Annotated in this window: 13 protein-coding genes; 5 read left to right on the forward strand and 8 right to left on the reverse strand. The window is 67.8% G+C overall.

The features are described 5' to 3' along the window. Positions 1–34: 34 nt before the first annotated feature. From AC1D1A_RS06360 to AC1D1A_RS06370, 3 genes are all read right to left on the reverse strand, one after another. Positions 35–427, reverse strand: coding sequence for a nuclear transport factor 2 family protein (locus tag AC1D1A_RS06360; protein ID WP_230008143.1), 393 nt, complete (start codon positions 425–427; stop codon positions 35–37). A gap of 109 nt (positions 428–536) precedes the next feature. Beyond that, positions 537–1727 carry a 4-hydroxybenzoate 3-monooxygenase gene (locus tag AC1D1A_RS06365; RefSeq protein WP_476857689.1) on the reverse strand — a complete coding sequence of 397 codons (1191 nt, stop codon included), beginning with the start codon at positions 1725–1727 and terminating at the stop codon, positions 537–539. Between the two features lie 93 nt (positions 1728–1820). After that, positions 1821–2600 (reverse strand): IclR family transcriptional regulator, encoded by a 780-nt coding sequence (locus AC1D1A_RS06370; RefSeq protein WP_476874192.1) that lies wholly within the window; start codon positions 2598–2600, stop codon positions 1821–1823. A gap of 133 nt (positions 2601–2733) precedes the next feature. Between AC1D1A_RS06370 and AC1D1A_RS06375 the strand changes: the two genes are divergently transcribed. Then, on the forward strand, positions 2734–4050 hold the full coding sequence (locus AC1D1A_RS06375) for an MFS transporter (protein ID WP_476947357.1): 1317 nt from the start codon (positions 2734–2736) through the stop codon (positions 4048–4050). A gap of 13 nt (positions 4051–4063) precedes the next feature. Here AC1D1A_RS06375 and AC1D1A_RS06380 read toward each other — a convergent pair whose 3' ends face one another. Beyond that, positions 4064–5146, reverse strand: a complete 1083-nt coding sequence (locus tag AC1D1A_RS06380; protein WP_476947358.1) for an FUSC family protein — start codon at positions 5144–5146, stop codon at positions 4064–4066. Between the two features lie 243 nt (positions 5147–5389). On the opposite strand from AC1D1A_RS06380, the gene mscL reads away from it, so the two are divergent. The 3 genes from mscL (at position 5390) to AC1D1A_RS06395 (ending at position 7586) form a co-directional block, all read left to right on the forward strand. Then, positions 5390–5920, forward strand: a complete 531-nt coding sequence (mscL, locus tag AC1D1A_RS06385; protein ID WP_476857685.1) for a large conductance mechanosensitive channel protein MscL — start codon at positions 5390–5392, stop codon at positions 5918–5920. Between the two features lie 94 nt (positions 5921–6014). Then, positions 6015–6608: a DinB family protein gene (locus AC1D1A_RS06390; RefSeq protein WP_476872273.1), complete on the forward strand. Its 594-nt coding sequence runs from the start codon at positions 6015–6017 to the stop codon at positions 6606–6608. 96 nt (positions 6609–6704) lie between these two features. Next, positions 6705–7586 carry an ACT domain-containing protein gene (locus tag AC1D1A_RS06395; RefSeq protein WP_476947359.1) on the forward strand — a complete coding sequence of 294 codons (882 nt, stop codon included), beginning with the start codon at positions 6705–6707 and terminating at the stop codon, positions 7584–7586. Positions 7587–7649: 63 nt separating this feature from the next. Here the strand turns inward: AC1D1A_RS06395 and AC1D1A_RS06400 are convergent, their stop codons facing one another. Continuing rightward, entirely contained in the window at positions 7650–8609 is a 960-nt protein-coding gene (locus AC1D1A_RS06400; protein WP_476851421.1) for a diacylglycerol/lipid kinase family protein, read from the reverse strand. A gap of 172 nt (positions 8610–8781) precedes the next feature. Here AC1D1A_RS06400 and AC1D1A_RS06405 point away from each other — a divergent pair, with 172 nt between their 5' ends. Next, positions 8782–9018 (forward strand): hypothetical protein, encoded by a 237-nt coding sequence (locus AC1D1A_RS06405; protein ID WP_476851420.1) that lies wholly within the window; start codon positions 8782–8784, stop codon positions 9016–9018. An 80-nt stretch (positions 9019–9098) separates the two neighbouring features. Here the strand turns inward: AC1D1A_RS06405 and AC1D1A_RS06410 are convergent, their stop codons facing one another. From AC1D1A_RS06410 to AC1D1A_RS06420, 3 genes are all read right to left on the reverse strand, one after another. Then, on the reverse strand, positions 9099–9905 hold the full coding sequence (locus tag AC1D1A_RS06410; protein ID WP_476872272.1) for an IclR family transcriptional regulator domain-containing protein: 807 nt from the start codon (positions 9903–9905) through the stop codon (positions 9099–9101). A gap of 62 nt (positions 9906–9967) precedes the next feature. Beyond that, a complete protein-coding gene (locus AC1D1A_RS06415; RefSeq protein WP_476851418.1) occupies positions 9968–10675 on the reverse strand; it encodes a 3-oxoacid CoA-transferase subunit B in 708 nt (235 codons plus the stop codon). Position 10676: 1 nt separating this feature from the next. Further along, positions 10677–11336, reverse strand: coding sequence for a 3-oxoacid CoA-transferase subunit A (locus AC1D1A_RS06420; protein ID WP_476851417.1), 660 nt, complete (start codon positions 11334–11336; stop codon positions 10677–10679). Positions 11337–11347 lie beyond the last annotated feature (11 nt).

The raw sequence follows: 11347 nt of genomic DNA on the forward strand, positions 1-11347 counted from the left end.
GCCTGCGGGCGGGGCCGATCATGCGGTTGTTCGGTCAGGTCCAGAAGTCGTCTGCCTTGGCCGTGTCCTCGAAGAACTCCCGCCCTTCCGCGATCTGTCCGTCGCGAACCACGAACGTGATGACGGTAGGCATGTCCAGGGTTTTGCCGTTGGCTTCCCCGTGGGTTTGCTGGATCGCGACCGTGTGGTTTTCCCCGCCGACGATGTCCTCGACGTTGGCTTGGAAGTGACCTTGGGTGCGCGCGCCCAGTTCACCGAAGTACGCCAGAATCGCGTCGCGGCCCTGTTTGGTTCCGGATAGCACGCCGCTTCCGGCAACGTGCCAGACTGCGTCCTCCGCGAACAGGTCGCTGAGGGTCGCCATATCCCCTGCGTTGAAGGCCGTGTAACCCCGCCGGACCAGTTCAACATTCTCTTCGGTTCCCATGATCGGACACCTCTCCATCGTCCTTGTCGGGTCGTGCTGGGACGGTTCAAGGCTAGTCCTGGCCCCTAGGCCTGTCGATGGAAAATATGAGCCCCGCCGGGCCGCCGGTCTAGCGGGCCCCCGGCCAGCCGGTGTAGGCCTCCGCGAGGTAGGCGCTGCCGTGGCGGGAGGACACCACGGACTGGAGCTCGCCAAGCTGGCGGGCGCGGGAGAAATCATCGGCGCCGGCCGGGGTGTGCAGCATGGAAGTCATCCAGTAGGAGAACTGCTGGGCCTTCCACACCCTGTTCAGGGCGCGGTCGCTGTAGGCGTCCAGGAGCGCGGCGGAGCCGGTGGCGTAGAAGCTGTCGAATCCCTCGAAGAGGACCTTGACGTCATGCAGCGCCAGGTTCAGGCCCTTGGCCCCGGTGGGCGGCACCGTGTGCGCGGCGTCCCCGGCGAGGAACAGGTTGCCGTGCCGCATGGGGGCGTGGACAAAGCTGCGGAATTTCAGGACCGTCTTGTCGATCACGGGCCCTTCCTTGACCTCGAAACCGTTGCCGTTGACGCGGCTGCGGAAGGCCTCCCAGATGCGGTCCTCATCCCAGTTGTTGACGTCCTCGTTGGGGTCGCACTGGAAGTACATCCGCTGGACCGTCTCCGTGCGCTGGCTGATCAGGGCGAAGCCGTTCTCCGAGTTGGCGTAGATCAGCTCGTCGGAGCTGCGCGGCGCCTCGGCCAGGATGCCGAACCAGGCGAAGGGGTACTCGTGGAAGTACCACTTGCGGTGCGCCTCGGGAATCTGGAACCGGCAGTGGCTGCGCGAGCCGTCCGCGCCGGCGATGAAGTCGGCCTGGAGCTCGTACTCGACGCCGTCCGCGTCCGTGAACCAGACCTTGGGCTTGGCTTCGATGTCGTGGATGGTGGTGTCCGTGACGCCGTAGCGGACATCGCCGCCGTCGGCCTTCCGGCGTGCGGCGAGGTCCAGGAACACGTCCGTTTGCGGGTACAGCCATACCGACTCCCCGACGAGGTCCTGGAAGTCGATCCGGTGGCTTTCGCCGTTGAAACGCAGTTCGATTCCGTCGTGCCGGTCGCCGTCACGCAGCACGCGGTCGGAGACACCGCTGTCGACGAGCATGTTGACCGAGCCGTGCTCAAGGATGCCGGCACGGACCGTCTCGGAGATCTCCTGGTGGCTGCGGATCTCCAGGACGGTGGATTCGATGCCGGCCTTGGCCAGCAGGTGGGACAGCATGAGTCCGGCCGGGCCGGCCCCGATGATGGCTACCTGGGTGGTGATGACTTTTCGCTGTGCCATGTGCTTCTCGCTTCGTTGCGGGGTCCGGGCGGTCGGGGCCGGGGCCGTTTTCGTCTTCCGGCTAACAGTGTGCTCCCCCGGGGGTGATGCGCGTTACATGGATTCCGCTGAATGGAATACGGGATTCTCGCGGGGTTCTCCCAGCCGCCGCCCAATCCCCCGCGCCGCCGTCTGGAGGGCGGGAACAAGCGCCTGCAGGCGCACCTCGCGAAGGGGAACAACGACGCCGAGGGCCGCCACAGCGTGCTTCCTGCGGTCCAGCACCGGAACCGCGATCCCCCACGTGTCAGGGTCCACGACGCCGGCCAGCTGGGCATAGCCCCGGTGGGCGGCCTCGCCAAGGAGGGCGCGGAGATCCTCCAGTGCCAGCCGGCCGGCCGGATCACTGAATCCCTCGAGGTACTCGGCCTGGACGGGGCGGGGCTGGTTGGCCATGAGCACCAGCCCGGCGGAGGACACGTGCACGGGCATCCGGCCGGCCACCTGCGCCCGGTTGGCGACAGAGCCGCGGCGGGACAGCCGCTCCACAAAGAGCGCTTCCCGCCCGTCCAGCACGGCGAGGTTCACGTTTTGATGCAGCACCTGCTGGATGTCTTCCATGAACGGCAGGGCTGCCTGGCGGAGTTCGAGCGTGGGGGAATTGCGGTTGGCGAGCTCCCAGAGCCGCAGGCCCAGGCTGACGGAGCCGCCGGGGCCGACGTCGAGCAGGCCATGCCCGGCCAACTGCCGGACGAGTCTGTGCGCGGTGGTCAGGGGGAGCTCCGCCCTCGCGGCAAGCTCCGAGAGCGGCAGCGCTGTGACGCCTTCAGGGAACGCGGCAATCAACCGCAGGACCCGGTCCACCACCGAGTCGCCGGAGTTCGAGTTGGCCACCATATCCCTTCCGTTGAATGGTTTTAAGTGTCCCATGCAACACGGCCCGGTGATACAACTCTCACAATGGAAAGAGGCCCCGCGAACGCCGGCCGGGGTACGGAATCACCTAAACACTAACGCTGAGGTAACAATGTCAACGTCGTCATTGGACAAGTCGTCGTCATCGGGGGAGAAATCACGGTGGCCCGTGTGGCTCTGCTGGCTGGCCATGGTGCTGGACGGCTTTGACCTGGTGGTGCTCGGCACGGTCATCCCGACCCTCATCAAGTCGCAGGAACTTGGCTTCGACGCCGTTGGGGCGACGTTCGCGGCAACCGTCTCCCTGGTGGGTGTGGGGCTCGGCGCGCTCTTCATCGCCCCGCTCTCGGACCGCTTTGGCCGGCGGAACCTGCTGGTGGCCTGCGTGGCGTGGTTCTCCCTCTTTACGATCGCCGTCGTCTTCGCACCCAACGTGGCGTGGTTCAGCACGTTCCGGCTGCTGGCGGGCCTCGGCCTGGGCGCCTGCCTGCCCGCCGCGCTGGCGTACATGAACGACTACGCACCCGCCGGAACGGCCGGAAAGTCCACCACCCGGACCATGACCGGGTACCACGTCGGCGCCGTGGCCACTGCGTTCCTGGCCCTCATGGTCATTCCAAGCTGGCGGACCATGTTCGTGGCCGGCGGCCTGGCCGGCTTCGCCCTGGTCCCCTTCCTGTGGTTCAAGCTTCCGGAGACCCTCCCGCCGGTCCACCACATCCCCGCGGCCGCCAAGTCCCCGGCCGGCGCCTCCCCGGCCGGCAGCCAGGCCCGCACACAGGCCGCGGCCGCGCCCGCGGAAGAACGCGCCAGCTTCCGGGATTTGGGCCGCAAGCCCTACCCGCTGATTGCGGCCGGTGTGGCCGTGGCGTCCTTCATGGGGTTGCTGCTGGTCTACGGCCTGAACACCTGGCTGCCGCAGCTCATGGCCTCCGCCGGTTACAGCCTGAACGCCGGCCTCGCCTTGCTCCTGGTCCTGAACGTGGGCGCCGTGGTGGGCCTGCTGATCGCCGGCGTCCTGGCCGACCGGCACGGGACCAAGAAGATCGTCCTGCTCTGGTTTGGCCTCTCCGCCGTGTTCCTGGCCGCGCTCAGCGTCCAGATCCAGAACGAAGTGGTGCTCTATGCCGCCGTCTTCGTCACCGGCGTGTTCGTCTTCAGCTCCCAGGTTCTGGTCTACGCCTGGGTCACCCAGCTCTTCCCCGTCCGCCTGCGCGGCACCGCTTTGGGCTTTGCCGCCGGCGTGGGCCGGCTGGGGGCAATTATGGGCCCGGCCGTCACCGGCGCGCTGGTGGCCGCCGGCATCGCCTACCCGTGGGGCTTCTATGTTTTCGCCGCGGCCGCCGTCCTGGCGGTGCTCGCCCTCGCCTTTGTCCCGCAGACCGTCCCGGCAGTGTCCCGCGCCGGCGCCAGCGTCGGGCACTCGTAGCCGTCAGTCGCGCCTAGGAGAAGCGCTCCGGGGTCCGCGCCTCGCGGCGGCCCCTGAGTTTGCGCCACGCGCCGGGCGCCAGCACGACGGCGATGCCGACGGCGGCGCCGATGATGGTCTCGACGATTCTGTCGCGGAGCAGGAGGCCGGGCGGCACGGGTGCCACGAGAAGCGTCGAGGTCAGGGCCAGCGGCGTGACGAAAACCTGCGCCAGCATGTACTGGCGCGCGATGAACATCTCGGCGCCGAACTGGCACGCGGCAATGACCAGCACCGTCTGCCAGGGCGTCGGCTGCAGGAGCAGGATGCCGGCGAGCAGCACCAGCCCCAGGGCTGTGCCCGCGATTCGCTGCAGGCCGCGGCTGACGCGGTGCCGGGTGGTGTGGCCCACCAGCGGAACGACGGCGGCCACCATCGCCCAGTAGTTGTGGCCAATGCCCAGCCATTCCCCGGCCAGGGTTCCCAGGGTTCCCGCCAGGCCTGCCGCCACGAGGTAACCCCAGCTTTCATGCCACGCGGTGCGTTTCTCCCGCGGAGTGAGGGCCGCCGGTCTCGGATTCACCCACGGGGTCCGGTGGCTCCGGGCCACCCGCGAGGACAGGCCGAGCAGCAGGGAGAAGGCCACCGTGAGGACGGCCACCAGCATGGCCTGCCACAGCGGCGGCTGGTTGGGGATTGACGCGATGGCCGCGAACGCGAAGATATGGAACAGCGAACCGGAGGGGCGCAGGCGCCACCACGCGACAACCAGGGAGCAGCCCCACGCGATCACGGTGGTGGCCACCACGAGGACCCAGGTGGTGCCTGCCGCCGACAGCCCGGCCAGGGCGTCCACCCGCGCGGTGAGGGCGGCCAGGAACATCACCAGCAGCATCAGCCCGCCGCCGCGGACCTGCAGGGTCAGACGCCTGGCGTGCGGCTCGTTGCGGCCGTAGATGCCGGTGAAGGCGCCGAAGGAAGCGAAGATTGCCAGATCCAGGCGGTCCAGCAGCACCAGCGTGATCAGCGGAACAAAGACTCCCACGGCGCAGCGGAAGGCAACCTGGTGGTCCTTGTTGCCCGGCGCGATGGTGAACATCTCGGCGAACACCTTCACAGCGCCGGCCTCACAGCGAAAAAGCTCTTCATGGGCGGGTTCTCACGCATTTGTTCATGAGTTCAGGCGCCTTTCGTTGCAGCCGGAGTGTTACGACGGCGGCGCTGGCATCCAAGAGGGAGTTTACGCCGGAACGGCGCGGCGGCGGCATCGGAATCCGTTGATCGGGATCGGCCGGCTGCACCGCGAAGTGGTAGCGTCTATCGGTTGAATCAAGCCCGCAACGCACACCGGAGGTTCCCCATGCTCAAAGGATTCAAGGATTTCATCCTGCGCGGCAACGTGATCGAACTGTCCATCGCCGTCGTGGTCGGCACCGCTTTCACCGCCCTGGTCAGCGCGTTCACCGCAAACATCGTCAACCCGATCCTGGCTGCCGCCGGCGGAGTCGAGACCCACGGCCTGGGCTTCTACGTCTGGCCTGGCAACGACAAGACCTTCGTCAACATCGGCGCCGTGGTGACGGCCTTCCTGACCTTCCTCATCACCGCCGCGGTGGTGTACTTCATTTTCGTGGCCCCCATGAACCGGATCAACCGAATGGTCAAGAACCGGCTCAAGGCAGCCGAGCCCGAGGAGAAACCGATCCCGGCCGACACCGCGCTGCTGGCCGAGATCCGCGACCTGCTGGCCAATCTGGCCGGCCCGGACTCCGCCGCCACCCGCGCCCGCGTCGGGGAACACCCGGACGGGGAACACCGGGACGGGGAGTACCCAGACGGGAAGGCACACTCGTCCGAGCCGGCCGGAACCGCAAGCCGAACTCACGTCTGACCCGTCCTTGCCGGGCCCTCTGGCGGGCGGCCGGACCGGAGTGCTTTGATGTAGGGGCCCCGCCGCGCGAACTTGGCTGCCAAGGAGGAACACCATGCCGGACCTTAGTTGGAACCACGAGCTGGTGGACCAACTGGACTGGCATTTTGCCAATCAGGCCCGGCCGCGGCTGGAGGGGTTGACTGACCACGAGTACTTTTGGGAGCCGGTACCGGGCTGGAATGTCCGCCGCAAAGACGCCTCAACACCTCCGGCCGCGCCGGGTTCGGGCGAATTCACCATAGATTTCAGCTACCCGGAGCCCGTTCCTGCTCCGGTGACAACCATTGCGTGGCGCCTGTGCCACATTCTGGTCGGCGTCCTCGGCGCACGCACGGCATCGCACTTTGGCGGCCCACCGGTGGACTACCAGAGCTTCGCCTACCCCGGCACCGCGGCCGGGGCGCTGGCCCAGCTGGACGCGTACTACGGCCGGTGGATCCACGGCGTGAAGGGCCTCCACGAATCGGGTTTGGCGGCACCCTGCGGGCCGGCCGAAGGCCCGTACGCCGATGCCCCCATGGCAGCACTGATCCTGCACATCAACCGTGAGATGATCCACCACCTGGCCGAGGTCGCCCTGCTCCGCGACCTTTACGCCCACCGCCACCTGCTCCTGCGCGGCCCGGAGGGTGGACCGGGCCTGTAACAGCACGATCACCTGGCCTGGCCCGGTCCCGGTCCCGGCGCGAAACCGTCACCCGGCGGCAACCGTGCCGAAACAGCCGGCCGGGATCATGGGAGCATGACGCGCACCTCCGCAGGCAAAAACCCTGCCAAAACCACCGGCAAAGCCCAGTCCCCGGCCACCTCCGAGTTGAGCTGCGAAGTGTGCGGCCAGATGCCCGAACCGACCAAGGTACGGCTGACCCTGGCCAATGTCGCCGTGATGCTCCCGATCGAACTGCTGGTGCACGCGGCGGTGGTGGAAACCCACCTGCCCTACGTTGCCAAGGTCCTGGTGCTGACCCTGACCGCGACCATCCTGGTGATCTGGGTGGCCGAGCCCTCGGCGGCCCGGATGCTCAGGGGCTGGCTGCATGCCCCGGCCCTGCGGCACCGCAAACGGCTCGACGCCGCACCCGCCCTGTGGCGGGCGCGGACCGTCCTGAAAGACAAGCCCGGGTCGCTGCAGAAACTGACGCAGGCCCTGGCCGCGCTGAACACGAACATCCTCAGCATTCATGTTCACCCCGTGGCCGGCGGTGTGCTGGACGAGTTTGTGCTCTCGGCCCCGGGCGAAGTCCGCGAAGCCGAGCTGCTCCGGGCGCTGCGGGCCGGCGGCGGAGCGGACCCGCACGTCTGGCCGACCACCGCCCTGGCCATGGCCGACGGGCAAACCGGCGCACTGAGCCTGGCCGCCCGGATCGCCGCCAGCCCGGAGGAGCTGCCGCTGGCTGTCGCGGAACTGCTGCGGGCACGGATCATCCCCGGACCGGCCGCCGGCAACACCGAGGGCCCACCCCAGACGGGCGGTGACGGGACGGTCCTGAAAATCCCTACGGCGTGGCACGGGCCCATCACGTTTTCCCGGCCCGGCGAGCCGTTTACGCCTGCCGAATCCGCCCGCGCGCACCGTTTGGCCGAACTCGCGGAGATCCTGGCGCACCGGCCGGCGGCGCGTTAGCCGGCACGGCCGGCCGGTGGCCCGGCTGGCCGGTGAAATAGCCGGCCGGTGGTTGGCGCGGGGTCAGATGCCTGTCATCCGGATGGTGAGGGCATCCTGCTCGACCGTGACCTTGAGGTGCTTGGCCTTGCCGAGCGGGTCGCCGTCGAGCTGGAATTCCTGCTCGTGGGCGAGTTCGATCTCGGCTGACTTTCCAGCGAAGTATTCCACCGACGCGTTCTTGGCGTTCCTCCGGCCGAAGACGCCGGCCAGCACATCCAGCCAGCCGAACCGGCCGATGGGGGCCAAAATCACGACGTCCAGGATGCCGTCGTCGATCTTGGCGTCGGGAAAGATCTCCACGCCCCCCATGATCTTGCCGCAGTTACCCACCATCACGCTGCGGATGCGGCGCCGTACCGGGTGCTCGCCGTCCATGCTGATTTTCGCCCTGATGGGCTTGCCCGGCAGGTGCCGGATGCCCGCCTCAACGTACGCGAGCCAGCCCACGCGGTCCTTGAGTTCGTCGACGGTGTTGGCCATGATCGCAGCGTCGTAGCCAAGTCCGGCCATCACCAGGAAGGTGGATTCCGTCTCGGCGTGGTCCAGCGTGGCTTTCACTACGTCCACCTTGGTGTCCGTGCCGCTCAGGACGTCGTAGCTGGCCGCCACGGGGTCGGTGATGTCGATGCCGAGATTGCGGGCCAGCAAGTTCCCGGTCCCCAGGGGCACCAGGCCCATCGGCGTTCCGGTGCCTGCGAGGACTTCCGCCACGCAGCGGACCGTTCCGTCGCCGCCTGCGGCGATTACGACGTCGACTCCGGCCTCCAGCGCCTCGCGGGCCTGGCCCAGCCCGGTGTCCTCCTTCGTGGTTTCCAGCCACAGTGGCTCCGCCCAGCCCTGGGTCTCGCACAGGCGGAAGAAGGAGGCGCGGAAGCTCTCACCGGGAGACTTCATGGGGTTGATAACCACGGCGGCGCGCCGGGACGCTGTATTGTCCGCGGTTTCCAGGGTCTCCGACGTCGCGGTGCTGTTCTCTGTCATGGCGTCCTTAGGGGCAATTCGGCGGAGGGTTCCCGAACTAAAATCCTAGCCGCAGTGCCCGCGTAACCTGCGCAGGGCTGGCGCGAATCGTGGACGTGCGCTCCGCAGGCTCACTAGACTGGACTTCGTGATGTGCCGGAGGCTGCGCTCCGGACGCCGAAAGCGGGGGCAGATGACTGAAACAGAGAATTACTCAGCGACGGCAGAATCATCCAGCGTCGATCCGCACGACTGGGGCCGGGCGATGGCACTGGCGCTCACACGGCTGGCCGAGCAGATCGCGCCCGGAGGCAGCGAAGACATCCATGCCTTGCTGGTGGGCAGGGACCTGCACTTGAAAATCGGTGACGAACCCGGTGGCGTGACGATCACGGTTTCGACAGAGCCCATCCCGGATCCCGCTGCCTGACGGTTCTCTTCCCAGGACGTACCCCTTCCCGGACGTACTTCTTTCCAGACGTACCCCTTCCCAGACGTCTGAAACGCGGTTCACCGGCCCGAGGTCAGGTCCTCGGAGATAATTTCCGCCGTGGCCAGCGCCGCCTCACGCACGGCCTTGAGGTAGGCGTCCGGTTCGGGCTGCGCGGATACCGTCTGGGCCTGCAGCGAGACGTTGATGGCCGCCACGACTTTCGGCCCGTCGTGGACGGGCGCCGCGATGGACATCAGGCCCAGCTCCAGCTCCTGGTTCAGCAGGCACCAGCCCTGGGCGCGAACAGTATCCAGTTCCGCCAGGAGGGCGGCCCGCGTTCCGATGGCTCCGGGAGTCAGGGGCCGGATCTCGGCGGCCGCGAGGTACTCTTCCAGCTTCGCCGTTGGGAGGGCCGCGAGCAGCACCCTGCCCATGGACGTGGCGTAGGCGGGGAAGCGGGTGCCCACCGTGATGCCGACCGTCATGATCCGCCGGGTGGACACCCGGGCGATGTAGGCGATGTCGGTGCCTTCGAGCACCGCGGCCGACGTCGACTCCCCCAGTTCGAGGGAGAGCTCTTCCAGATGCGGCTGGGCGAGCTGCGGCAGGGAGAGCCCGGACAGGTAGGCGTAGCCGAGCTGCAGCACTTTGGCAGTCAGGGCGAAGATCTTGCCGTCCGTGCGGACATAGCCCAGCTCCGCGAGCGTGTGCAGGAACCGCCGGGCGGTGGCCCGGGTCAGCTCGGTCCGGGCCGCCACCTCGGTCAGCGTCATCTTGGGGTGTTCCGTGTCGAAGGCACGGATCACGGCGAGCCCGCGCGCCAGCGACTGCACGTACTGGTCGCTGGCCGCGGGCGCGCCGCCGCTCTTGGCTGGCTCAGTCATTTTCCGCCTCTCGGTCCCGCATCACTTTAGCGGTGCCCACAGCTTGTCCGGCCGCAGGCCTGTCAGCTTGGGTCCGCCGCCCGGAGCGGCATCGGGACCATGGCCTGAAGTTCCTCGAGCGTGCAGCCGAAGGTCTCCCGCACCTGGACGCCGTCGGGTCCGGTCAGGAAGACGGCCCTGTCGGTGTAGACGCGGGTCACGCAGCCGATCCCGGTGAGCGGGTACGTGCAGGTCTCCACGAGTTTGGACACGCCGTCGCGGGTCAGGAGCGTCATCATGACGAAGACGTCCTTGGCGCCGGTGGCGAGGTCCATGGCGCCGCCGACGGCGGGGATCGCGTCCGGGGCCCCGGTGTGCCAGTTGGCGAGGTCGCCGGTGGCGGAAACCTGGAAGGCGCCCAGGACGCAGATGTCCAGGTGTCCGCCGCGCATGATGGCGAACGAGTCAGCGTGGTGGAAGTAGGACGCCCCCGGCAGCTCGGTCACGGGGATCTTCCCTGCGTTGATGAGGTCGCCGTCGATCTGGTCCCCGGTGGCCTCCGGGCCCATGCCGAGCATGCCGTTCTCGGTGTGGAGCGTGATGTTCTGCTCCGGCTCGAGGTAGTTCGAGACCAGGGTGGGCTGGCCGATGCCGAGGTTCACGAACGATCCGGGGACGATGTCGCGGGCCACGAGGCGGGCGAGATCGTCACGGCCCAGCGGCTTGCCGGACGTCTGGAGATCAGCCTGGTTGCCGGTCCGCAGACTCTGGTCATTGGTTGGGATGCTCATCTCAGGCCACCTTCACGATGCTGTTGACGTAGATGCCGGGGGTCACGATGTTTTCCGGGTCCAGTCCGCCGGTCGGGACGATCCCGGACACCTGGGCGATGGTGTGTTTCGCGGCGGCGGCCATGATGGGGCCGAAGTTCCGCGCGGTTTTACGGTAGACCAGATTGCCCCGGCCGTCCGCCGTGAGGGCCTTGATCAGGGCGACGTCGGCGTGGATGGGGGTCTCGAACACCTGCCACTTGCCGTCCAGGAAGCGGGTTTCCTTGCCTTCGGCGAGCATGGTGCCGTAGCCGGTGGGCGTGAAGAAACCGCCGATCCCGGCGCCGGCGGCACGGATCCGCTCGGCGAGGTTTCCCTGCGGGACCAGTTCGAGCTCAACCTCGCCGGCGCGGTACCTGGCGTCGAAATGCCAGGAGTCGGACTGCCGCGGGAAGGAGCAGATCATCTTCTTCACCCGGCCTTCCTTGATCAGCAGGGCCAGGCCCTGGTCGCCCTGGCCGGCGTTGTTGTTCACCACGGTCAGACCGGTGGCGCCGCACTCCAGCAGCGCGTCGATGAGCTCGAACGGCTGCCCGGCGTTGCCGAAGCCGCCGATCATCACGGTGGAGCCATCCTTGATGCCGGCGACTGCCTCGCCGACGGTGTCGATGAAATTCAGCATCTGTCTTTGCC

The sequence above is a fragment of the Arthrobacter sp. P1_B9 genome, assembly GCF_056406495.1.